The organism is Paenibacillus woosongensis (genome assembly GCF_030122845.1).
Classification (GTDB): domain Bacteria; phylum Bacillota; class Bacilli; order Paenibacillales; family Paenibacillaceae; genus Fontibacillus; species Fontibacillus woosongensis_A.
On the sequence record NZ_CP126084.1, the window covers coordinates 2,377,508 to 2,399,577 of the forward strand.

The following is a 22,070-nucleotide window of genomic DNA, read 5'->3' on the forward strand; positions in this document are numbered from 1 at the left end:
GAGGGAATGGAATGGCGCAGGCGGATTTAGAAGAAGATTTGGATTCGGGCAGTGGATTTGCTAGATTTTTGTTCTTCGTGACGCCAATATTATTTACAGTTGTCCTGCTGGCAGTTCTTCTGACGTTGTTTAATATGAACGTCCGGGCAGCGATGATCGATTTTGGCAACAAAATACCGATTGTAAGGAATTTTGTGCCGGACCCCGAGGGTGTCGAGACAGCGGGGGATAAAGAGGAAGATGAAGCCAAGAAGCAGGCTGAGAGCACAGAAGCGACTGTTAAGGAATTGAAGGATCAAGTTGCTCAAAAGGATGCGGAACTGGAAGAAGCGAACCGCCAGGCAACAGCGCAGGAGGATAAAGTAAAGCAGCTTCAGGCTCAACTGGATGCTGCTTTAGCGGAAGCGATCGAGAAGGAAGAGACCGCTAAAGATGAGGCCTACCAGAAAGAAGTCAAGAAGCTGTCCCAGCTTTACGCGCAGATGAGTCCCAGCAAGGCGGCAGCCATTTTAGAGAAATTAACCATAGAAGAAACGCTGCAAATGCTCAGCTTAATGAATAATGAGAGCAAAGTAGCCATTCTCGAAAAAATGGATCCTGCCAAGGCGGCGGATATTTCAATCCTGCTTAAGGATGCGAAGCCTGCTGATGACATGGCGATTGCCGCTTTGCAGTCCAGGCTGAAAAAGGATGCCGAGTCCTCAGCTCAAGCCGCGGCTTCTACAGCAGGGCTGGATGATAAGCAGCTAGGTCAAACCTTTGCAGGGATGTCGGCAGACGCAGCTTCCAAGCTGATTATCCAGACACACAAAATCAGTCCGGATAAAGCGTTGAAAATTTTGAATGCCGTAGACGATGGAACAAGGTCCAAAATTCTGGCGGCCATGACGAAAGAAGATGAAGAGCTTACCGCTAAAATTTTGAATAAGCTTGTAAGCAAATAATTTATTAGGTGAAGTAACACGTTTTCTTGGGGAAAGGAGGTGAATATAAAATGAGTCAATTTATATCCAACTTATCCGCAGGAAATGCTGCCGCTGGAATAATGGTATCTGCAAACGGCAAAGCGGGCGGAAGCCAGGCTGCTGGCCAAGCATTTGACCAGACTCTAGTAGCCATGCTGCTTGGAAATGCTGCATCCGCTGAAGCAGGAGCTCCTCTGCAATCTTTAGGGTTAGTAGGATTAACGAATTCGGACGAGCAGCAGGCGGCTGATGCCGAGCTTCTGAATCTGCAAGCGGTGATCAACGGATTGTTAGGGCAGTTGGACGAGCTGGATCAGGCCATGGAGAAGGACCCTTCTTTATTGTTTGTGCTTCAGGCATGGCTGCAAGGAGTACAGTTGATTACTGAGCCAGCACACGGCGATGCTGCAGTTGTCAATGGAACTGACGGCGCTCAGATTTCAGTTCTAGCCCAGCATCCAGAGACAATGCGCTTTGCGATTCAAGATGCATTGGTACAGTTGATGAATACTTCCGGCCAGCTAAGTGGGGCTAACTCTTCGACTCTGCCGTCCCAGCAGTTGCTGGAAGTGCTGCAGCAAGTCCTTGGTGCGCGTCAAGCAGCAAACCTAACACTTGATCAGCCGAGCGGAGGAAATACAGCGAATGCCAATTGGGCATCCATTCTGGAAAACAGCATTCAAACGATCGTTAGCAATGCTTCCAGCCAGACGGCCGGGAATAGATCGAACCAGCAGTCCGCTGATTCCCAAACAGCTCATACGATTTTGGCGAGTCATGCAACTCAGAACATGGGCAAAGGAAGCTTAGTTCACGTGGCAGGCGCGGCTGAAACTACAGGCGTAGCTGATGCAGAAGAATTAGGAAATGTGCTTCATACAGGCAATGTCGTGACAGCGGGACAACTCGCCATGCGAGACGGCCTTGCAGCTCCTGTTAAACCGGCTGCACCTGCGGTGCCTGTGCCTGTTGAACAGTTCGGCAAAGAAATGGGAGCGTTTCTAGTTAACAAGTTCGAAGTCATTAAGCTTCAAGGTATGTCGCAGGCCAGAATTTCTCTATATCCGGAGCATCTTGGCCAGGTCGACGTGAGAATCACCCTGCAAAACGGACAGTTAATTGCCCAGTTTGTTACGGAACACGCCTTTGCGAGAGAATCTCTTGAAAGCCAGATGGCGCAGTTAAGATCGGCGCTGCAAGCGCAGGGGCTGCAAGTAAACAAGCTGGAAGTGACGCAAAACTCTTCATTGTCCTCCCATATGTATCAGGATGGACGCCAGCATAGCAGCGATGCGCATCAGCAGCAGAACAACAAACGTCGCGAAGTTCGCGAGGAAGATCTGTTAGCTTTGGGAGATTTGAACGACGAATGGCATGATTGGATTTCTGAAGTGAGAACTCGGGAAGAGAATTATGGAAGTTCCTTTGTCGCCAGAGTTTAATGGAAAGGAGGAAAAGCCGTGTCTAATTTCCCAAATGTCTCTTGGCCGGGCTATTCAGCACAGAACGTTACAAGCAAGAGCCAAGAAGACAATCAGACGCTGGGCAAAGACCAGTTCCTGAAGATACTTATTACTCAGCTGCAGAATCAGGATCCGATGCAGCCGCTGCAGGACAAGGAATTCATCGCTCAGATGGCAACGTTCACGTCGGTTGAGCAATTAATGAATATTTCTAAACAGCTTGATGTCATGAACCAATCTTTAGGAACGGTATCGGGATTGATTGGCAAGCGGGTATCCTGGATCGAAACGGAATATACTGGCGAATACGATATCCAGACGGGTAAAACTACTGTCACCTCGAGTGGCAGCGGAATCGTCGAGGGAATTGTTATTCGGGATAATGTCCAGTATGCCAAAGTTGGCGACAAGGAAATTAAGCTGTCAGATATTCTGGAAATTGATGAAGCGCCAGTTCCTGGCGATAATCTTGTCGGAGAAGAATCGGATACAGAGGGATCTGCACAGTCAGATAATCAGAACAGCTCTTTAGATGGAGCTGACTCACCATGAATGAACCAATCCGCATAGGCAGCTTGTATCCTGGAAGAATTCAACCGAATTCGCTGGCTCAAGCCAAACCTACGGGAACGGCTAAGCCGCAGGATGCAACGTTTGAGGAAATGCTGCAAAACCGGTTGCTTCATTTCAGCAATCATGCTGTAAAACGCCTCGAACAACGGGGAATTCAACTGCATCCGGAACAGCTACATCAGATTGAATCGGCTATCGATAATGCGGCGGCAAAAGGCGCCAAAGATTCGCTGATTTTATTAAAAGATATGGCTTTGATCGTGAACGTCCATAATCGGACTGTTGTTACTGCCATGGACGGGAATAGCATGAAAGACAATGTATTCACGCAAATCGACAGCGCCATAATTATTTCTTAACTGGCTGGCCCGGAAACGGAGAGCCAATAAGTCACCGACCGACTGAAGTGGCTTAATCAAAGTTCCAAGGAGGAATTGACTAAATGTTAAGATCGATGTATTCGGGCGTATCTGGAATGCGCGGGTTTCAAACTAAACTTGACGTCATCGGCAACAATATCGCTAACGTGAATACGGTAGGGTTTAAGGCAGGCCGGGTCATGTTCAAGGACATTATGAGCCAGACGGTTTCCGGTGTTACCGCTCCAACCGATGACGGAGTGGGCGGCATTAATGCGAAGCAAATCGGACTTGGCGTGTCGATCGGCTCCATTGATACGCTTCACATGGCCGGTAGTGCGATGACAACGAACAATCCGCTGGACTTGCGGATCGATGGGGACGGCTTCTTCATGGTTTCCTTAGGTGAAGATCAGGAAGTGCCATTTTTGACCAGAGCAGGGGATTTCCATTTGGATGCTGCTCGTCAACTGGTCACTTCCGATGGATTGCGCGTTTGGAGCGCAGACGGCGCTCCGCTTGAGCCGCTGGACGAGGAGGTAGTAGCCTTCACGATCGCGCAGGATGGTACGATCATGATGAAGATGGCTAATGGCGAAATTGAAGCGGGTGAGGCGATTGGGGTGGCTCGTGTGGTTAACCCTGAGGGCTTGGAGAAAATCGGCGGAAACTTGTACCGTTTGAGCCCCAACGCCAACATCGATGAACTGGAGCCAACGACAGGAAACAACGCTGAATTAGGAACCGGTGCGATCATTTCTGGACAGCTTGAAATGTCCAACGTTGATTTAACTGGTGAATTTACAGAAATGATCGTTGCGCAGCGCGGATTCCAAGCGAACTCCCGAATCATCACGACTTCGGATGAAGTGCTGCAAGAAGTAGTAAACCTGAAGCGTTAATTCGCTAAATAGCGGGGGAGGGTAACCCTTCCTCCGTATCATCATTAAAATACGGTTCCCGAATGGAGGGTTTACATGATATCTGTAACACGTTTGAATGGAACACAAGCATGGTTGAACGCCATTATGATCGAAACAGTAGAAGAAACACCTGATACATACGTAACCCTCGTTACGGGTAAACGTATGATCGTGCTGGAGAAGGCCGCCGACATTATTGCGAAGGTGAATGAATACTACACTGAGATCGGTATCCATGCAGCAACCATTAAAGTGCAACAAACGGAGGAATAGTCATGAAGAAAATGGCGCCTTGGCTAATTACGATGCTACTCGCAATCACTTTAATCGTAATGGCAGCTTTCCTGCTTGTGAATCAAATGACTAAGCCTAACTCAGGCAATGAAGTCAACACAGCAGTACAAAATGTAGGCCAGCCAGCACAGCTGTCAGCGGATGAGCTGGTGAAAGTTACATCGTCCATGGACGGAATCAAAACGAATTTGTCGGATCCGAATTATGTAGTCGTTATGAACTTCGCATTCCAATTGGATCGGGAATCGTCCAAGGAATCCTTTGACAAAATTAAAGATTTCAAAATCAAACCGATTATTATCAAAACGCTTGCCGACACGAAGCCGGAAGATCTGATCGGCGCTAAGGGTAAAGATAACTTGAGCACGAAATTGTTGAATTTGATCAATACATCACTGCCTGAAGGGAAATTGATTCAAATCGATATTACAGAATTCATTATGCAGGCTATTTAGATCAATATCGATCGATTAAATCCTTGAAGGGGGTGAGATGTTTGGTAGATGTATTATCGCAGAACGAAATCGATGCACTGCTCGCCGCGTTGTCTTCTGGTGAAATGGATGCAGAGGAACTGAAAAAGGAAGAAACGCAGAAGAAAATCCGGGCCTATGATTTTAAACGGGCGGTAAGGTTTTCCAAGGATCATATCCGCAGCTTAACCCGGATTCACGAGAATTTTGCGAGATTTCTTACCACCTATTTTTCAGCGCAGCTCCGTACATTTGTCCAAATCAACGTCGTTCAAGTCGAACAGCTGCCTTATGATGAATTTATACGTTCTATACCCAAAATGACGATTCTTAATATATTCGAAGCAGAGCCATTGGAAGGAAGAATGGTGCTCGAAGTTCATCCAAACGTCGCATTTGCTATGTTGGATAGACTGCTCGGCGGGATTGGAATGGCCCCGTCCAAAATCGGGGCTTTGACTGAAATTGAGACAATTATTATGGAACGAATTTTTAGCCGGGCTTTTGAAAGCCTGCAGGAGGCTTGGAAAACCGTCATTGACATTAGTCCGCGAATGGAAGGATTGGAGACGAATCCTCAGTTTATGCAAATCGTTTCGCCTAACGAGACGATTGCCCTCATTTCGCTGAGTACTAAAATCGGTGACACGACGGGAATGATCAACTTATGTATTCCGCATGTTGTCATCGAGCCGATCATGCCGAAGCTCTCGGTTCATCATTGGTTCGTATCCCAGAAGAAGTCGCGTGTTCCCGAAGAGGTGGATGCTCTTCGCAATCGCGTAAACAAAGCTAAACTGCCGATCGTTGCTGAACTTGGAGAGTCACAACTTACGATTCAAGAATTTTTAGGGTTGTCTGTCGGAGATGTGATTTCCCTAAACAAGCCTGTTCATGACGGGCTCGCCATAAGAGTCGGCGACAAACTGAAATATATCGGCAGTCCGGGTACGCTTAAAGATCGAGTCGCCGTTCAAATTGACGAAATTGTCAGCGAAGGAGTTGAGGAACTTGACGAGTAAAGATTATTTGTCCCAAGAGGAAATTGACGCTCTGCTTAAGCAGGCAAATAGCGATTCGCCGTCCGAACCGACGGTAGATGATTACTTGACACCGCTCGAGCAAGATGCTTTGGGCGAAATCGGCAACATTACTTTTGGCAGTGCTGCTACGGCCTTATCAACTTTGCTTAACAAAAAAGTAGATATTACAACTCCAAAAGTTTCTATTATAACGCGTTCACAATTCGAAACGGAGTTTCCAAAGCCACATGTAGCGATTCATGTCCAATATGTGGACGGATTCGAAGGGATCAATTCCCTGATCATTAAGACAAAGGACGCACAAGTCATTGCAAATCTTATGCTCGGCGGAGACGGTAATCCGGCTGAAGAAGAATTGAACGAAATTCACATCAGTGCCGTTCAAGAAGCGATGAATCAAATGATGGGTTCCTCGGCGACGTCGATGTCGACGATCTTTAATCGGTTCGTTAATATTTCGCCGCCAGGCGTTGATATATTGAACATGTCGAATGGAACCGGGGTGGGAAGTCTGCCTCCCGATGAGACACTCATTAAAATTTCATTCAGGCTTACAATCGGAGATTTGATTGATTCGACAATCATGCAGCTTCTTACGGTCAAGTTTTCGAAAGAAATGGTAGACAGCCTGATTAACGGTGCGGTTACAGAATCAACCTCTAGAGAGAGTGTGGCTGCAGCAGCTCCAGCACCAGCGCAGGCACCAGTTTCTGCACCAGCGCCAGCAAGCATGCCTTCATCCTTTGAAGAGACGCCTGCTTATACACAGCCGCCGGCACAGCATCCAACGGCATCCGCTGCTCAGCAGCCTCCAATGATGCCTCCGATGCAGGATCAGGGCTATTATCCGCCGCCGCAAGGACAGCCATATCACGAGCCGCAGCATTATGGCGGAATGCAAGGGCGTAACTTAAATGTTCAGCCGGTGCAATTCGCTAATTTCGGGGCTCCTGCCTACGGACAGGTGGATGAGAATAATTTAAATTTACTGATGGACATACCCCTTAAAGTCACCGTAGAATTAGGAAGGACCCAGAAGCAAATTAAGGATATTTTAGAATTGTCCCAAGGCTCGATTATCGAGCTGGACAAGCTTGCCGGCGAACCGGTAGATATTCTTGTGAACAACAAGCTGATTGCCAAAGGCGAAGTTGTCGTCATTGACGAGAACTTTGGCGTACGTGTGACAGATATTGTGAGCCAATGGGACCGAATTCAAAAATTACAATAGTAGAAGTTTAGGGAGGATTTTAAATCAATGGCAAACCGAATTTTAATCGTAGACGATGCTGCTTTTATGAGAATGATGATCCGCGACATTTTGACGAAAAACGGTTTCGAGGTTGTAGGGGAAGCACAAGACGGCGCGCAGGCTGTCGAGAAGTTTAAGGAGCTTCAGCCGGACCTTGTTACTATGGACATTACGATGCCAGAAATGGACGGCATTGCCGCGCTCAAAGAAATCAAACAACTAGATCCGAATGCAAAAGTTATTATGTGCTCGGCTATGGGTCAACAGGCGATGGTCATCGACGCGATTCAAGCCGGTGCCAAGGACTTCATCGTTAAGCCATTCCAATCCGACCGGGTTATTGAAGCAATCAATAAGACTTTAGGTTTGTAGGATAAATAGAGATGAACTCGAATCAGCCGGATTACCAGCCGATTGGCAGCGACATTAATATATGGGGTAACTTGCTAACGGTTATCTTTGTGCTGGCTATTATTATTGTTTTAATCGTATTATTGATTCGATTTCTTGGTAAAAGAAACCGGTATTTGTCCCAAAGCCGATCGATCCGCATTTTAGGGGCCGTCGGTCTAGGACCAAACAAATCCTTGCAGGTTATCGAAATCGGAGGAAATGTCTATCTCGTCGGCGTAGGCGAAGACATTTCCTTAGTCGATAAAATAAGCGATCCGGAAGAGGTAGTCTTACTGCACCAGGCATTTGCAGAAGAGGGGGCTGAATTTCCCGGACTGGCTTCTGTTATAGGAAGTCTGGTCTCTCGTTTTCGCAAACCTACTCCAGAGGAAGAGGAACTAGACGAGACAAGGTTCCATGAAGTATTTCAGTCACAGCTAAGAAAGATGCCTACTCGGAAGCAGCAAATGGAGGAGCTCCTTCAGGACAAAGAAGAACAATCTACAGATCGGTTGAGGAATTCATGAAGAAAAAGGTCTTAATTGTAGGATTAATGCTAGCGTTATGCAGTATGCTGACGGTGTCGGCCGTTTCTGCCGCGCCAGTGAATCCGATCCCGGATATCGGAATACAAATAGGAAATTCGGATGGGCAGCCAGGCACGAGCTCACTCTCGATTATTTTGCTCATCACGGTATTAAGTATCGCACCAGCGATACTTGTCCTCATGACGAGCTTTACGAGAATCGTAATTGTACTTGGATTTGTGCGTAACTCTTTGGGAACGCAGCAAATGCCTCCCAACCAGGTTCTGATCGGATTGGCGTTATTTCTGACTCTATTCGTCATGAGCCCGACATTGTCTACGATTAATGAGGTAGCTTTACAGCCTTATATCAAGGGTGAACTGACACAAACAGAAGCATTGGATAAAGCGGCTGTACCGATGAAGAAATTTATGTACTCGCATACGCGCCCCAAGGATCTCCAATTATTTCTGAGTTACACCAAAACGGCCAAGCCGGCCAGTTACGAGGATTTGCCGATTTCTGTATTGGTGCCAGCATATGCGATTAGCGAGCTCAAGACGGCATTCCAAATGGGCTTTATGATATTCATCCCGTTTCTGATCATTGATATCGTCGTGGCGAGCGTGCTAATGGCGATGGGGATGATGATGCTGCCTCCAGTGATGATATCGCTGCCGTTCAAAATTTTGCTATTCGTTCTAGTTGATGGCTGGTATCTCGTTGTGAAGTCGTTGCTGGCAAGCTTTAGTCCTTAGCCGGAATGCGGTGGTTTTGTTTCGGATTCCGGCGGACAGATCCGGGTAGATTACATCAAACATAGGGGGAAGACGGAATGAATACGGATTTTATAATCGGGCTGGCCGGACAAGCGGTTTATACCGTGCTGAAGGTGAGTGCGCCAATGCTTGTCATTGGGTTGGCGGTCGGGCTGATTGTGAGTATATTCCAGGCGACGACACAAATCCAGGAACAGACGCTAGCATTCGTTCCTAAAATTATTGCCGTTTTGCTTGCCCTGCTATTGTTTGGCCCTTGGATTTTGACGACTATGGTTGATTTCACTTACGGTATTTTAAACAATCTTTCTAATTATATCGGTTAGGCGAAAAGGATTATGGAGATCTTACTGCAAGGAATTTCAGTTTTTTTACTTGTTTTTTGTCGAATGACAGCATTTTTTGTCGTAGCTCCGATATTTTCATCACGTGGTGTTCCTAATATATTCAAAGTTGGCTTGTCGGCAATGATCGCATTGTTGATTGTCATTATACAGGGCTTCAATCAGGCGATTCCAAGCGATCTCAACTATCTATTATTGGTGGTTCGCGAGCTGCTGATCGGGTTGCTGATGGGATATGTGGCCCAATTGCTCTTTACGGTTATTCAGATGGCGGGATCTTTTATCGATATTCAAATGGGATTCGGGATCGTGAACGTGATTGATCCGATGACCGGAGCTTCGGCGCCTGTACTGGGCAACTTTAAATACATTATTGCCACTTTGTTATTTCTGTCGATGAATGGTCATCATTACTTGCTGGATGCCGTCATTCGCAGCTATAACTGGATGCCTTTGTCCAATGAGCTGTTTCAGAGAATATATCATGGAACTCTTTCTGAATTTTTAGTCAGAACCTTTAGCCAAGCATTCTTATTATCGTTTCAATTGGCGGCCCCACTGGTTGTTGCACTCTTCATAACCGATGTGGCGCTTGGATTCTTGGCACGAACGGCTCCCCAGTTTAACGTCTTTGTCATTGGGATCCCGCTCAAAATTATGGTCGGACTAGCGATGCTTCTGCTGCTAATCCCCAGCTTGATTTACGCGTTCGAGAATCTGTTTCAGGTATTGTTTAAATCGCTGCATAATTTGTTCGGTACGATCGGGCAAAGACCGACGTAGGATAGGGGGATCGTTATGTCGTTCCGGTATACGCTGGACCTGCAGTTGTTTGCCGGTGAGAAAACAGAGAAGGCCACGCCCAAAAAACGGCAGGACGCCCGGAAGAAAGGCCAGATTGCGAAAAGTCAGGATTTATCAGGTTCAGTCGTGCTGTTATCCGGATTTTTATGTCTGCTCATGTTTGGGGGATATATGAAGGAACGGCTGATGCTTCTTTTTTCTGATGTATATTTTCACCGGTTGAATATGGACGTAACGAATGAAAATGTCATGACGATGTTTGGGGACTACGCCGTTCAGATTTTATTGCTTCTGGCGCCTCTGCTGTTGATCGTGGTCGTTATGGCTGCCGTAGCAAACTACGCCCAGGTCGGCTTCCTCCTTACTGGGGAACCTTTAAAAATGCAGTTGAAAAAACTGGACCCTATTCAGGGATTCAAAAGAATTTTCTCGATGCGTTCGTTAGTCGAATTTTTAAAGTCCGTTCTTAAACTAACTATCATTGGTTTTTTGGTCTATACGACGATATGGGGAGAACGGGGCAATATTGCTTCTTTAGGCCACGTCACGATCGAGGATGCATTTTACTTTACTTCGAAGCTGACGATGAACCTAGGATTAAAGATTGGCGCCGCTTTATTTGTACTAGCGGTACTTGATTATATGTACCAGAAATATGATCACGAGAAAAATTTGAGAATGTCGAAGCAGGACATTAAAGATGAGTACAAGAAAATGGAAGGCGATCCGCTGATCAAAGGCAAAATACGTGAAAGACAGCGCCGTATGGCGCTCCAGCGTATGATGCAAGAAGTTCCTAAAGCGGATGTGATTATTACGAACCCGACCCATTTTGCGGTTGCCTTGAAATACGAAGGCTCGGAAATGGATGCTCCACAAGTCGTTGCCAAGGGTCAGGACTACGTTGCCCTTCGTATTCGAGAGATCGCTAAGGAACACGGCGTTATTATTATGGAAAACAAGCCGCTGGCTCGTGCATTGTTCCAAAGAGCGGAAATCGGGGATACGATTCCTGCGGATTTGTTTCAAGCCGTGGCCGAAGTGCTGGCTTATGTATATAGAATGAAAGGTAAGAGTAAATAATGGACGGGATCGGAGGCGGAGCCATGAAGAAGGCTAAGGATTTATTTATACTTTTAGGAATTATCGGCATCGTTCTACTAATGATTCTTCCGATCCCGACTTGGCTGCTGGATATTCTTCTCATTATCAACATATCGGTCGCGCTTATGATTCTGCTCGTCGCCATGAACACAAAGGAGGCATTACAATTCTCCATCTTTCCGGCGATGCTGCTCATTACCACGTTGTTCCGGCTGGCGTTGAACGTTTCGACAACGAAGCTGATTTTAGGACAAGCGAAGGCTGGGGACGTGGTTGCGACATTTGGATCGTGGGTGTCGCAGGGCCAGCCTGTCGTCGGTTTTATCGTGTTTCTGATTCTAGTTGTCGTGCAGTTCATCGTCATTACCAAGGGTTCGGAGCGCGTGGCGGAAGTAGCGGCACGTTTCACCTTGGATGCGATGCCCGGCAAGCAGATGAGTATTGACGCAGATTTAAATGCCGGCTTGATTAACGAGCAGCAGGCTAGGGATCGCCGACGCAAGATCGAAAGAGAGTCGGATTTCTACGGAGCAATGGACGGGGCGAGCAAATTCGTTAAAGGTGACGCCATTGCCAGTATCATCATTCTCCTCATTAATCTTATCGGCGGATTTATCATCGGAATGTCGATTCATGGAATGCCGTTTGGCGAGGCGCTTTCCACTTATTCACTGCTTACGATCGGGGACGGTTTGGTCAGCCAGATTCCGGCGCTGCTCATTTCCACGGCAGCCGGTTTGATTGTTACCCGAGCATCGTCGGAAGGCAATCTTGCAGAGGATATAACAGGCCAACTGTTCTCTTATCCGAAGCTGGTTTATATTGTTGCCGGGACGATAGCAATGCTAGGACTTTTTACTCCGATAGGACCGATAACGACTTTGCCTTTTGCTGGAATGTTATGCTTTGCGGCTTACCGGATGCAGAAAAATCTGGATCGCCGTCAAATCGAGCAGGAGCAGGAAGAGGAGGAGCAGGAGATCGAAGAGGTACGCAGTCCGGAGAGTGTTATCAATTTACTGCAGGTTGATCCGATTGAATTTGAATTCGGATACGGTTTGATTCCGCTTGCTGATACCGGACAAGGCGGAGATCTGCTAGACCGAATCATCATGATCAGGCGGCAATGTGCCCTGGAAATGGGGCTGGTCGTACCCGTCATTCGCATTCGTGACAATATTCAACTAAAACCGAATGAATATGTCATCAAAATAAAAGGAAATATCGTGGGTCGTGGTGAATTATTACTTAATCACTATTTGGCCATGAGTCCTGGGATGGACGACGAAACGATTACAGGTATAGAGACCCAGGAACCAGCCTTTGGATTGCCGGCGCTTTGGATTGATGAATCGACCAAAGACCGGGCTGAGTTATCAGGTTACACGGTGGTAGATCCACCATCCGTCGTAGCTACTCATTTGACGGAAATGATCAAGAAGCATGCTCATGAGCTTCTTGGCAGACAAGAGACGAAGGCGCTTGTCGATAATCTTAGAGAGAATTATGCTGTGCTTGTCGACGAACTGATTCCTTCGGTTCTTACCATCGGAGATGTGCAGAAAGTACTAGCCAAATTGCTGCGTGAGAAAATATCGATCCGCGATATGGTAACGATATTTGAAACGTTAGCCGACTACGGAACCTATACGAAGGACCCTGACGTATTGACCGAATATGTGCGGCAGGCGTTATCCAGACAGATTACGCAGCAGTATACGCAGCAAGGCGAGACGATGAGGGTTATTACCGTAGGTCCATCGCTCGAGAAGAAAATTGCCGAGAGCGTACAGCAGACCGATCAGGGCAGTTATTTGGCCCTAGATCCAGCTTCTACTCAAACGGTCTACCAGAAACTGACGGAGCAAATCAACCGGCTCATTCAATCCGGACAGCAGCCGATTGTTCTCACGTCACCGACGATCCGCATGTACTTGCGGCAGGTGATGGAACGGACGATGCAGGATGTACCGGTGCTGTCTTATAGTGAGCTTGAGCCGAATGTCGAAATTCAGAGTGTCGGAGTGGTGAACTTATGAGAGTAAAACGGTATATCGTCGACACTATGCCTGATGCGATGCAGAAAATTCGCGATGAACTAGGAAAAGATGCCGTCATACTAAGCACAAAGGAGCTGAAAATCGGCGGATTTCTAGGAATGTTCCAGAAGCGAAAAATCGAAGTCATTGCCGCATCAGAGAGCAAGGAAGCTACTGCGCCGAAAGGGAAGCCCTCTCGGCCCGTCGCTTCTTCTCCTTCATTCCCGCCGATTGTGCCCCGGGCCGTACCGGAGGCTTATCGCAAATCAACGGCAATGACGTCGCAAGCTACAGGTCATAGTCAGCCTGTGGCTACAGCAGACGAGGAGAAGCTTCCGTCTAAGGACAACCGTTTGTCGGCGGCCGTCATCGCAGCCGCAAAGGAGGAGGATCCTCTTTCTCAGGAAGAACTCCTGCGTTTAGCAACCCACAAGACAAGCGCAGACACCGTTAATCCTGCGAGTGCAGCTGGTTCAATGAGCTCTGCTTCCACGCCCTTAAGCAGTTCGAAGGAAGATCGTCTATTCATTGAAATCGAACAGATGAAAATGCTGATGACGAAGCTGGCGCGTTTCCAAGAAGGTCTGCCGGAGCTCCCGGAGCCGCTTAGTCAAGTAAAAGAGCGGCTCGCCGAGCAAGAAGTCAGCCCGGAGCTTGCCGATGTATGGGTAGATGAAGCCTTTACAGCCTGGGAAAACGACGGGAAAACGATGAGTGATGAAGAGCTTGTGGCGATAATCAGAGCCAGTGCGCAAACATTCCTAAAGGACCGCATTGGCGAAGGGATTCAAGACGGAACTAAAGTTGTTTATATCGTAGGTCCAACGGGTGTCGGCAAAACAACGACCATTGCCAAGCTCGCGGCGGATCAGATTTTTCGCCTTCGCAAGAAGGTCGGGTTTATTACGGCGGATACGTATCGTATATCTGCGATCGAGCAGCTGCGCACGTACGCCTCGATTTTAAACGTTCCGCTCGAAGTGGTTCAATCGCCAGGCGATGTACAAAGGGCCATGCAGCGATTGGAGCATTGCGATTTGATCCTGATGGATACGGCAGGGAGGAACTACCTTAACGAGCTGTATGTGGCAGAGCTGCATAGCCTGCTAAGCCCATCTGAGCATAGCGAAACTTATTTGGTGTTGAGCTTGACCTCTAAAAGTCGAGATATGATGAAAATTACCGAGCACTTTAGCAAATATGGCATCCAGAAGGTGATATTTACGAAGCTAGACGAAACGCAAAGCGTGGGACCCATCTATAATTTGCTGCATGAGTATCCCATGCAGGTGTCATATGTAACAAACGGTCAGAATGTCCCTGATGATTTACTGTCTGCAAATAATGACCTGTTCACGAATATGCTCCTTGGAGCGCAAAGAACATGAATGACCAGGCCCAGGCTCTTAGACGGCTTGTATCAAAGCTGGAAGGCTCTTACGACAGGCTGGCGCCAAGATCAAATTCTGCCCGGATTTTAACCGTTAGCAGCGGCAAGGGCGGTGTCGGCAAGTCCAATTTCACCTTGAACTTCGCTTTAGCCCTCAAAACACTCGGCCGCAAGGTGCTGATCTTTGATGCGGATATCGGGATGGCGAATATCGATGTGCTGATGGGCGTCAGGGCAAGGTACAATCTGTATCATCTCTTAAAAGGCGAGAAGAATTTGGGGGAGATCATCGAGCTTGGAACAAACGGTCTGCCTTTTATTGCAGGCGGCTCGGGAATGGCGGACCTGTTTACTTTATCGGAATCCGACTTGAACTATTTTACAGCTCAGATTGAAGAGTTTTCGGAGAAGATGGATTACATCATTTTCGATACTGGTGCAGGCTTGTCCAAGGAAACCGTAAAATTCATTACGGCAGCTGACGAGTGCATTGTAGTAACCACTCCGGAGCCAACATCGATAACAGATGCTTATGCATTAATCAAAGTCGTTCACGGCATGGAACAGGAAGTGCCGTTCCGGCTTGTCGTTAACCGGGTTGCAAACCAGCAGGAGGCAAAGCAGGTTACCGATAAGCTGTCGCTGGTAGCCAAACGCTTTCTCGATATGGAAATCGCCATGCTTGGACATATTCATGACGATCCGCATGTGATGCAAGCGGTCAAGAAACAACTCCCATTTTCAACCGCTTTTCCTAGCTGTGTAGCTGCGCGCGATATTCAGCGTTTAGCGATGAGATTTTTGGAAGTTCCGCAGATGGGGCAAAAGGATACCTTGACAGGAATCAAAGGATTTATGCACAGATGGCTTAAACGCACAAAATGATTCTGCATTAAGGAACAGGGGTGGGACTATGCCTTACCGGATAATGGTGGTTGATGATTCGGCATTCATGAGAAAGATCGTGTCGGACTTAATTGAGCAGGATCCTGATTTTCAAGTGATCGGCACTGCTCGGAATGGCCGAGAGGCCATTGAGCAAATCGGCCTGCTCTCGCCGGATTTGGTCACAATGGATGTGGAAATGCCGGAGCTCAATGGGCTGGATGCTTTAAAGATTATTATGGAGCGCCAGCCGCTTCCCGTGATCATGCTTTCGGGCATTAACGAGCAGGGGATGCGCGAGACGATCATGGCCCTTGAGCTTGGCGCCTTCGATTTCATTCGAAAACCCTCTGCTTCAACGAGTTCCCATGATATCAGGCAGGTGAAGCTTGAACTCCATGAACAGATCCGTACAGCCATGCTGATGAAGGAACGTAAAGCAGCACGGGAGTCGGGATTGCATACGCAAGCTGAGCTGAATTCTCTCCGGCCAGCATCAGCCGCTAAGACAACACATAGCGCAGATACCGAGGCTGGACGAGCGTTAAGCAAACCTAAACCTGAACGCATGACAGTCATCCGTGGGATGGAGCCTCTCGCTTCGGCTACTGCCAAAGAGCAAATTCCCAAATCGGGTGCCGTTAAGCTGGAGCGGGATGTCTTGAACGGAGCGAGGAGCGATCAAGACCGATCCCGGAAGACAAGCGCCGAGACGGCAAACAAGCGAGGCAAGGCAAACAGGACTGATCCAGAAATTGTATCAAGAAGCAGTCCTGCAGCTCAGGATCAAGGCACGAAAAAGCTTGTGGCTCAGAAGGACAAAGCCCCAGTGCAGGTAACGGGGCCTCAAGAAGAAGCTGGCGCTAAGCCCTCAGCCCAAAAGCATACCAAGACCGGTTTTACGGATATCGTAGCTATCGGCACTTCAACCGGCGGACCGAAGGCTTTAAAGGCTGTGTTGGAAAAAATACCCCGGAACTTTCCGGCACCAATTGTGATCGTGCAGCATATGCCGCCGAACTTTACCAAATCGCTTGCACAGCGTTTGGACAGTTTAAGCCAGCTTCGCGTCGTTGAGGCCGAGGAGGGAATGAAGCTGCTGCCCGGTACCGCATATATTGCGCCTGGCGGGTTTCATATGAATGTCGTTTATGGATCAGACGGATATAAGATTACCCTGAACAGCCAACAGCAGCGAAATGGCCACCGGCCATCCGTTGAGGTGTTGTACGAATCATTGCTTCCGCTCAGCTCCTTGAAAAGGCACATCGTGCTGCTGACAGGAATGGGCAGTGACGGGGCTAGAGCGATGAAGAGACTGTACGAGGCTGGGGTAACCTCGACGATCGCCGAAAGCGAGGAGACATGCGTCGTTTACGGCATGCCGCGCTCTGCGATTGAACTTCATTGTGTAAGCCATGTTTTACCGTTACAAGAAATAGGTCCTAAGCTCGTACAAGTAGTGAAATAAGGAATCTCTTAGAGGAGGTGCCTCACCATGGACATGAATCAGTATTTATCCATGTTTATCGATGAGTCCAACGATCATTTGCAATCATTAAACGAAAATATGCTAGAACTGGAAAAAGCGCCGGATGATATCGGCATCGTACAAATTATCTTCCGCTCCGCGCATACCCTAAAGGGAATGGCTGCTACGATGGGGTTTGAGGACTTATCCTCGCTTACGCATCAAATGGAGAACGTGCTTGATCTGGTACGTAATGAAAAATTGAAAATGCAGGATTATATTTTTGACACTCTATTTAAGAGTCTCGATGCCCTGCAAATGATGGTTCAGGATATTATGAATGGCGGCGATGGCAAAGCTGATGTTCAATCTATTGTTACTTCACTTCAAGCGATCGTACGAGGTGAGATTCCTGGGGGAGCGGACAGTGCGGCTTCCTCGCAGGCAGCTCCTGCTGCTAAGACGGCTAGCACTGGCATTCAACTGGACGAGTTCCAGTACTCCGTCCTGGAGCAATCGATCACTGAAGGCCACAAGGTGCTGTACATTGAGGTTGCGATCCGCGAAGACTGCCAATTAAAAGCCGCCCGTGCTTATTTAGTTTTCGACCTGCTCGAGCGCTATGGCGAAGTCGTTAAATCCCATCCTTCGGTACAAGAGATTGAGCAGGAGAAGTTTGAACGCAGCTTTTCGCTGTATTACATAACGCAGAAAGATGCAGCTGAGCTGCAGAGCATGATCGTCAATCTTTCAGAAATTGAATCGGCGCAAGTAATGCCGCTAGATCATGAAACACTGAACCAGCTCTCCTCAGGGGTTCAGGAAGCAGCCGCGGCTGGAACTGCAGAAGCACCGGCCACCGCAGCCGCAGCGGCACCGTCCGATGTGAAGCCGGAGGCCCCGCAAACGGCTGCCAAGGCGGAAGCAAAAACAGGTGCCCGAGCAAACGGCGGAGCAGCTCCTTCTCGTACAATCCGCGTTGATATCGAGCGTTTGGATGTGCTCATGAACTTGCTCAGCGAATTGCTGATTGACCGCTCCAGGCTGGAGCAGCTGGCTCATGAAATCAAACGTTCCGATTTGACCGAAACGGTGGAGCATATGAGCCGCGTGGGCAGCGACCTCCAGAATATTGTCCTTAAGCTGCGCATGGTTCCGATCGACACGGTATTCAGCCGTTTTCCGCGAATGGTTCGAGATGTGGCCAAATCGCTGGATAAGAAAATCGACCTGGTGATTCTTGGGGCCGAAACCGAGCTGGATCGCACAGTCATCGACGAAATCGGGGATCCTCTCGTACACTTGCTTAGAAACGCAGTGGATCATGGTATCGAGCCGACTGCACAGCGGATCGCGGCAGGCAAACCGGAGACGGGAACCGTTCAGCTTCGCGCATTCCATAGCGGTAACCATGTGTTTATCGAAATCGAGGATGACGGCGGCGGCATTGACCGTGATAAAATTTTGAACAAAGCGCTGAAGAATGGAATCGTTACACAGAGTGAGGCGGCAACGATGTCGGACGAACAGGTGTACATGCTGCTGTTCGCAGCAGGTTTCAGTACGGCTGAAGTCATCTCGGACATTTCCGGACGCGGCGTTGGTCTTGATGTCGTACGGTCCAAGATTGAATCGTTAAGCGGCGTCGTGTCCGTGACCTCGACCCTGGGCAAAGGAACGAAGTTCTCGGTTCAGCTACCGCTTACGCTATCTATTATTTCTGCGATGCTGATCAAGGTTGGGTCTGAGAAGTACGCGATACCCCTTTCATCGATTGTGGAAACGGGCATCATTCAACGCAACCAGATTCGCAGCGTTCATGGCTATACGATGGTGCCATACCGGGACGCTCATATTCCTCTAATGTCTTTGGCCAATCTGTTCGAGGTTGCCGATTTCGATGAAAATGCGGAAGAGGAAACAGAAATCGTCGTCATCCGTAAGGGCGAACGCTTGGCGGCATTGACCATTGAAGATTTCATTGGCCAAAGCGAAATCGTCATTAAGAATTTGGGCAAATATTTGCCTCAGGTGCAGGGTGTTGCCGGGGCGACGATTCTAGGTGATGGACAAGTAGCTCTGATTGTAGACCCTAACGCATTCATTAAGTAAAGGCTATACGCAAGGGAGGCAGGGCGGATGAGTCTTGCCATAACCATAAAGGAGGATTTTCCATGGGAGAGGAATTGAAAGTCATCGTATTTAAACTGGGTGAGGAAGAATACGGTATTGAGGTAGACAAAGTTCAGACGATCGAGCGCATGATGCCAATAACCCGTGTCCCGAAAACGTACTCGTTCGTAAAGGGAGTCATCAACTTACGCGGCGTCGTCATTCCTGTCATTGATTTGCGCGGGCGCTTCGGCCTTCCGGAAACGGAGTACACGGATCAGACCCGAATTATTATTGTCGCGGTAAATGAGATGGAAGTTGGCTTTATCGTTGATTCGGCGAACGATGTCATGGATCTGAACAGCGATGTGATCGATTCCCCGCCGGATGTGGTCGGAGGAATTAAAGCGAAGTATTTGCATGGCGTCGCCCGCATTTCCGAGGAGCGCCTCCTGGTCATGCTGAACTTGTCTGAGGTGCTGAACCGCTCTGAAATCATTCAATTGGAAAGTTTAGAGGATTAAACTAGTGGATCTGTTCAAAGGTTTTGCAGATTTTAAAATGGATGTGTTAAAGGAAGTCGGCAATATCGGCGCTGGGAATGCCGCCACCGCCTTATCCAGACTGCTTAACAAACCAATTGACATGGCCGTGCCCAAAGTTCAAATGCTGCCTTTTGAGGCGGTGGCTGAAAAGGTTGGAGGAGCGGAGTGCATTGTTCTAGCCATCTTTTTGCGAGTGGAAGGCGATGCTCCCGGAAATCTGTTTTTTATCCTCAGTCCGGAAGGGGCGAAGAAGCTGCTTCATCGTCTTGCGGGAATCCATGTGGAGAGCGAGGAGGAGTTTTCCGAGATGGAATGGTCGGCTCTTTCGGAAATTGGTAATATTTTGGCCGGCTCCTATCTGTCTTCGCTCGCCGATTTCACCTCGCTGGCCATGACGCCGACCGTTCCCGCGCTGGCGATGGATATGGCTGGAGCAATATTGAGTTACGGGCTGCTGCAGTTCGGCGAAATGGGTGATTCCGCGTTGCTAATAGATACGACATTCATCGAGGACCAGCAAGAAGTGGAGGGACAATTTTTCCTTATCCCGGATCCTGAATCCTTCGATAAAATATTTACCGCCTTAGGAGTACCGATGAATGATGATTGAGGAACAGCGAATCGTGAAGGTCGGCATGGCAGATCTCAATATTATCCAGCAAGCAGGGCTTATTCGGACAACTGGGCTTGGCTCTTGTGTAGGACTTACTTTGTATGATCCGCTAGCCAAAATGGCTGGCCTTGCCCATGTCATGCTTCCGACATCCACCATCGCCCGCGAGGGCGAGCTCAATATTGCCAAGTATGCGGATACTGCCGTACCGGCATTATTAGAACAATTGCTTTCGAGCGGAGCAGACAAAAAACGCATTGTGGCCAAAATGGCGGGCGGATCTCAAATGTTCACCTTTGCGGGAACGGGAGATTCGTTGCGGATTGGCCCGAGAAATGTAGAATCATGCAAAGAGAAGCTGTCGGAGCTGGGCATCCCGTTGTTAGCTGAGGACACGGGGGGCAATTACGGAAGAACGATCGAACTCGATTGCGAAACGGGTATATTATTTATACGCAGTGTACAAAAGGGTATAAAGGAATTGTAGCCATGGCAGGAAAACTAAAATATTACATGTTGTTTGGACTCTTTGGATTTCTGATTACATTTGCAGTCGCATCTAGCAGCAATTTGTTTTCGACAAGCCTCATTCGGGGACTCATCGCATTCGTAGTTTGGTTTGGGCTATCGTATGCGGCCAATTGGATGATCGGTTTCATGAAAGAGATGTCTCCTGTCTCAACGAACGAGGATCTTATTACGCCTCATGATGACGAGGGTAAGGGCGGACAGCTTGACTTGACGACACCGGATGAAACGGATGAATTGAACGAATTGCTAAAGCAGCCACCGGGAAGTCAGACAGGAAATAACGATTTTACACCGTTAAACCCGCCAAGACTGGTTAAGACACCTGATGACAAAGATCCTGAAGAGCTGGCTAAAGTTGTTCGTCACCTGACAGAAAACTAAGGAGGGTGAAGGCAATTGGACGAGCGGAAGACATCCACTTTGAACTACGCCGATGTGTGGGAGCGATGGAAAGAACAAGGAGATATTGAGGCCAAAAAGGAGCTTATCGAGAAGCATTTGCACATTGTCGATTATGTTTCGGGACGTCTGGCTGTTGGCCTTCCCAAAAATGTCTCTAAAGACGACTTATCCAGTAACGGCGTAATGGGTTTGATAGACGCTGTGGAAAAATTCGATTATAAAAGAGGTTTGCAATTTGAGACCTATGCTTCATGGAGGGTTAGAGGGGCAATTTTGGACGGTCTAAGGCAAGGGGATTGGGTGCCTCGATCCGTTCGGGAGAAAGCCAAGAAAATTGAAGAGGGATACCAGCACCTGGAGCAGCAGTATCTTCGTTCCGTGACAGATTTAGAGATGAGTGAATATTTGAATGTCAGTGAAAGGGAATTTCAAAATATGCTGCAGGAAGTTGCCGTAATGACACTATGTTCATTGGAAGACCCGATTCGAGAGGAAGAATCAGAGACGCGGCTCACCTTGTTGATTGACGAGAAAGCCAAGAACCCTGATTATAAAGTAAGGGAATTTTTCCTGAAGGATTCTTTAGCTAAAGGAATCGAAAAGCTGACGGAGAAGGAACGTACCGTTGTTTCCCTACTATATTATGAAGATTTATCCTTGAGTGAAATTGCGGAGGTGATGTCGCTTTCCCCGTCACGTATTTCTCAACTCCATTCCAAGGCGATCCTTAGGCTTCGCGGAAGCTTGGAGAAGCAGAAAGACTTGTTGATGCTGGAAGATTGAAGA

25 protein-coding genes are annotated in these 22,070 nt (G+C 48.1%); all 25 read left to right on the forward strand.

What is annotated here, in order from left to right; all coding sequences use genetic code 11:
* Positions 1 to 11 precede the first annotated feature (11 nt).
* The gene (locus QNH46_RS10830; protein WP_283928092.1) at positions 12 to 944 is read left to right on the forward strand and encodes a MotE family protein; all 933 of its coding nucleotides are present in this window, start codon (positions 12 to 14) and stop codon (positions 942 to 944) included.
* A gap of 50 nt (positions 945 to 994) precedes the next feature.
* Complete coding sequence (locus QNH46_RS10835; RefSeq protein ID WP_283928093.1) at positions 995 to 2,407, forward strand: flagellar hook-length control protein FliK; 1,413 nt, start codon at positions 995 to 997, stop codon at positions 2,405 to 2,407.
* Between the two features lie 18 nt (positions 2,408 to 2,425).
* The gene (locus tag QNH46_RS10840) at positions 2,426 to 2,980 is read left to right on the forward strand and encodes a flagellar hook capping FlgD N-terminal domain-containing protein (protein WP_283928094.1); all 555 of its coding nucleotides are present in this window, start codon (positions 2,426 to 2,428) and stop codon (positions 2,978 to 2,980) included.
* Positions 2,977 to 3,360 (forward strand): TIGR02530 family flagellar biosynthesis protein, encoded by a 384-nt coding sequence (locus tag QNH46_RS10845; protein ID WP_155610972.1) that lies wholly within the window; start codon positions 2,977 to 2,979, stop codon positions 3,358 to 3,360. The genes QNH46_RS10840 and QNH46_RS10845 overlap by 4 nt, the downstream gene beginning before the upstream one ends.
* 83 nt (positions 3,361 to 3,443) lie before the next feature.
* The gene (gene flgG / locus QNH46_RS10850; RefSeq protein WP_283928095.1) at positions 3,444 to 4,262 is read left to right on the forward strand and encodes a flagellar basal body rod protein FlgG; all 819 of its coding nucleotides are present in this window, start codon (positions 3,444 to 3,446) and stop codon (positions 4,260 to 4,262) included.
* A gap of 75 nt (positions 4,263 to 4,337) precedes the next feature.
* Positions 4,338 to 4,556: a flagellar FlbD family protein gene (locus QNH46_RS10855; RefSeq protein ID WP_155610974.1), complete on the forward strand. Its 219-nt coding sequence runs from the start codon at positions 4,338 to 4,340 to the stop codon at positions 4,554 to 4,556.
* 2 nt (positions 4,557 to 4,558) lie between these two features.
* A complete protein-coding gene (locus QNH46_RS10860) occupies positions 4,559 to 5,032 on the forward strand; it encodes a flagellar basal body-associated FliL family protein (protein ID WP_283928096.1) in 474 nt (157 codons plus the stop codon).
* Between the two features lie 41 nt (positions 5,033 to 5,073).
* Positions 5,074 to 6,072 (forward strand): flagellar motor switch protein FliM, encoded by a 999-nt coding sequence (gene fliM / locus QNH46_RS10865; protein ID WP_283928097.1) that lies wholly within the window; start codon positions 5,074 to 5,076, stop codon positions 6,070 to 6,072.
* A complete protein-coding gene (gene fliY, locus QNH46_RS10870) occupies positions 6,062 to 7,324 on the forward strand; it encodes a flagellar motor switch phosphatase FliY (protein ID WP_283928098.1) in 1,263 nt (420 codons plus the stop codon). Before fliM ends, fliY begins: the two co-directional genes overlap by 11 nt.
* 27 nt (positions 7,325 to 7,351) lie before the next feature.
* Positions 7,352 to 7,717 carry a response regulator gene (locus tag QNH46_RS10875; RefSeq protein WP_155610978.1) on the forward strand — a complete coding sequence of 122 codons (366 nt, stop codon included), beginning with the start codon at positions 7,352 to 7,354 and terminating at the stop codon, positions 7,715 to 7,717.
* A gap of 11 nt (positions 7,718 to 7,728) precedes the next feature.
* Entirely contained in the window at positions 7,729 to 8,265 is a 537-nt protein-coding gene (locus QNH46_RS10880) for a flagellar biosynthetic protein FliO (protein ID WP_283928099.1), read from the forward strand.
* Positions 8,262 to 9,023 carry a flagellar type III secretion system pore protein FliP gene (gene fliP / locus QNH46_RS10885; protein ID WP_283928100.1) on the forward strand — a complete coding sequence of 254 codons (762 nt, stop codon included), beginning with the start codon at positions 8,262 to 8,264 and terminating at the stop codon, positions 9,021 to 9,023. Before QNH46_RS10880 ends, fliP begins: the two co-directional genes overlap by 4 nt.
* Positions 9,024 to 9,100: 77 nt before the next feature.
* Positions 9,101 to 9,370, forward strand: coding sequence for a flagellar biosynthesis protein FliQ (gene fliQ, locus QNH46_RS10890; RefSeq protein WP_213588612.1), 270 nt, complete (start codon positions 9,101 to 9,103; stop codon positions 9,368 to 9,370).
* A gap of 12 nt (positions 9,371 to 9,382) precedes the next feature.
* Complete coding sequence (fliR, locus tag QNH46_RS10895) at positions 9,383 to 10,171, forward strand: flagellar biosynthetic protein FliR (RefSeq protein ID WP_283928101.1); 789 nt, start codon at positions 9,383 to 9,385, stop codon at positions 10,169 to 10,171.
* Positions 10,172 to 10,186: 15 nt separating this feature from the next.
* Positions 10,187 to 11,275 carry a flagellar biosynthesis protein FlhB gene (gene flhB, locus QNH46_RS10900; protein WP_283928102.1) on the forward strand — a complete coding sequence of 363 codons (1,089 nt, stop codon included), beginning with the start codon at positions 10,187 to 10,189 and terminating at the stop codon, positions 11,273 to 11,275.
* 23 nt (positions 11,276 to 11,298) lie between these two features.
* Positions 11,299 to 13,335: a flagellar biosynthesis protein FlhA gene (flhA, locus tag QNH46_RS10905; RefSeq protein ID WP_213588609.1), complete on the forward strand. Its 2,037-nt coding sequence runs from the start codon at positions 11,299 to 11,301 to the stop codon at positions 13,333 to 13,335.
* Positions 13,332 to 14,723: a flagellar biosynthesis GTPase FlhF gene (gene flhF / locus QNH46_RS10910; protein WP_283928103.1), complete on the forward strand. Its 1,392-nt coding sequence runs from the start codon at positions 13,332 to 13,334 to the stop codon at positions 14,721 to 14,723. Before flhA ends, flhF begins: the two co-directional genes overlap by 4 nt.
* Positions 14,720 to 15,610 (forward strand): MinD/ParA family protein, encoded by an 891-nt coding sequence (locus QNH46_RS10915; RefSeq protein WP_283928104.1) that lies wholly within the window; start codon positions 14,720 to 14,722, stop codon positions 15,608 to 15,610. Before flhF ends, QNH46_RS10915 begins: the two co-directional genes overlap by 4 nt.
* Positions 15,611 to 15,638: 28 nt before the next feature.
* A complete protein-coding gene (locus QNH46_RS10920) occupies positions 15,639 to 17,081 on the forward strand; it encodes a protein-glutamate methylesterase/protein-glutamine glutaminase (protein WP_283928105.1) in 1,443 nt (480 codons plus the stop codon).
* 27 nt (positions 17,082 to 17,108) lie between these two features.
* The gene (locus QNH46_RS10925) at positions 17,109 to 19,193 is read left to right on the forward strand and encodes a chemotaxis protein CheA (RefSeq protein ID WP_283928106.1); all 2,085 of its coding nucleotides are present in this window, start codon (positions 17,109 to 17,111) and stop codon (positions 19,191 to 19,193) included.
* A gap of 62 nt (positions 19,194 to 19,255) precedes the next feature.
* Entirely contained in the window at positions 19,256 to 19,717 is a 462-nt protein-coding gene (locus QNH46_RS10930) for a chemotaxis protein CheW (protein ID WP_213588604.1), read from the forward strand.
* A gap of 37 nt (positions 19,718 to 19,754) precedes the next feature.
* On the forward strand, positions 19,755 to 20,348 hold the full coding sequence (locus QNH46_RS10935) for a chemotaxis protein CheC (RefSeq protein ID WP_213589397.1): 594 nt from the start codon (positions 19,755 to 19,757) through the stop codon (positions 20,346 to 20,348).
* Positions 20,341 to 20,838: a chemotaxis protein CheD gene (locus QNH46_RS10940; protein WP_283928407.1), complete on the forward strand. Its 498-nt coding sequence runs from the start codon at positions 20,341 to 20,343 to the stop codon at positions 20,836 to 20,838. The genes QNH46_RS10935 and QNH46_RS10940 overlap by 8 nt, the downstream gene beginning before the upstream one ends.
* A 2-nt stretch (positions 20,839 to 20,840) precedes the next feature.
* Complete coding sequence (locus QNH46_RS10945) at positions 20,841 to 21,263, forward strand: hypothetical protein (RefSeq protein WP_155610990.1); 423 nt, start codon at positions 20,841 to 20,843, stop codon at positions 21,261 to 21,263.
* Positions 21,264 to 21,278: 15 nt separating this feature from the next.
* Positions 21,279 to 22,067, forward strand: coding sequence for a FliA/WhiG family RNA polymerase sigma factor (locus tag QNH46_RS10950; RefSeq protein ID WP_155610991.1), 789 nt, complete (start codon positions 21,279 to 21,281; stop codon positions 22,065 to 22,067).
* Positions 22,068 to 22,070: the final 3 nt, after the last annotated feature.

Excerpts from the sequence above, each read along its gene's own strand:
- QNH46_RS10925 (WP_283928106.1), top strand. The coding sequence starts at position 17,109 with ATGGACATGAATCAGTATTTATCCATGTTTATCGATGAGTCCAACGAT.
- QNH46_RS10945 (WP_155610990.1), top strand. The coding sequence starts at position 20,841 with ATGGCAGGAAAACTAAAATATTACATGTTGTTTGGACTCTTTGGATTT.
- flhB (WP_283928102.1), top strand. The coding sequence starts at position 10,187 with ATGTCGTTCCGGTATACGCTGGACCTGCAGTTGTTTGCCGGTGAGAAA.
- flhF (WP_283928103.1), top strand. The coding sequence starts at position 13,332 with ATGAGAGTAAAACGGTATATCGTCGACACTATGCCTGATGCGATGCAG.
- QNH46_RS10830 (WP_283928092.1), top strand. The coding sequence starts at position 12 with ATGGCGCAGGCGGATTTAGAAGAAGATTTGGATTCGGGCAGTGGATTT.
- QNH46_RS10860 (WP_283928096.1), top strand. The coding sequence starts at position 4,559 with ATGAAGAAAATGGCGCCTTGGCTAATTACGATGCTACTCGCAATCACT.
- QNH46_RS10935 (WP_213589397.1), top strand. The coding sequence starts at position 19,755 with ATGGATGTGTTAAAGGAAGTCGGCAATATCGGCGCTGGGAATGCCGCC.
- QNH46_RS10940 (WP_283928407.1), top strand. The coding sequence starts at position 20,341 with ATGATTGAGGAACAGCGAATCGTGAAGGTCGGCATGGCAGATCTCAAT.
- QNH46_RS10930 (WP_213588604.1), top strand. The coding sequence starts at position 19,256 with ATGGGAGAGGAATTGAAAGTCATCGTATTTAAACTGGGTGAGGAAGAA.
- QNH46_RS10880 (WP_283928099.1), top strand. The coding sequence starts at position 7,729 with ATGAACTCGAATCAGCCGGATTACCAGCCGATTGGCAGCGACATTAAT.
- fliR (WP_283928101.1), top strand. The coding sequence starts at position 9,383 with ATGGAGATCTTACTGCAAGGAATTTCAGTTTTTTTACTTGTTTTTTGT.
- QNH46_RS10920 (WP_283928105.1), top strand. The coding sequence starts at position 15,639 with ATGCCTTACCGGATAATGGTGGTTGATGATTCGGCATTCATGAGAAAG.
- QNH46_RS10835 (WP_283928093.1), top strand. The coding sequence starts at position 995 with ATGAGTCAATTTATATCCAACTTATCCGCAGGAAATGCTGCCGCTGGA.
- flhA (WP_213588609.1), top strand. The coding sequence starts at position 11,299 with ATGAAGAAGGCTAAGGATTTATTTATACTTTTAGGAATTATCGGCATC.
- QNH46_RS10845 (WP_155610972.1), top strand. The coding sequence starts at position 2,977 with ATGAATGAACCAATCCGCATAGGCAGCTTGTATCCTGGAAGAATTCAA.
- QNH46_RS10855 (WP_155610974.1), top strand. The coding sequence starts at position 4,338 with ATGATATCTGTAACACGTTTGAATGGAACACAAGCATGGTTGAACGCC.
- flgG (WP_283928095.1), top strand. The coding sequence starts at position 3,444 with ATGTTAAGATCGATGTATTCGGGCGTATCTGGAATGCGCGGGTTTCAA.
- QNH46_RS10915 (WP_283928104.1), top strand. The coding sequence starts at position 14,720 with ATGAATGACCAGGCCCAGGCTCTTAGACGGCTTGTATCAAAGCTGGAA.
- QNH46_RS10875 (WP_155610978.1), top strand. The coding sequence starts at position 7,352 with ATGGCAAACCGAATTTTAATCGTAGACGATGCTGCTTTTATGAGAATG.
- fliP (WP_283928100.1), top strand. The coding sequence starts at position 8,262 with ATGAAGAAAAAGGTCTTAATTGTAGGATTAATGCTAGCGTTATGCAGT.
- fliQ (WP_213588612.1), top strand. The coding sequence starts at position 9,101 with ATGAATACGGATTTTATAATCGGGCTGGCCGGACAAGCGGTTTATACC.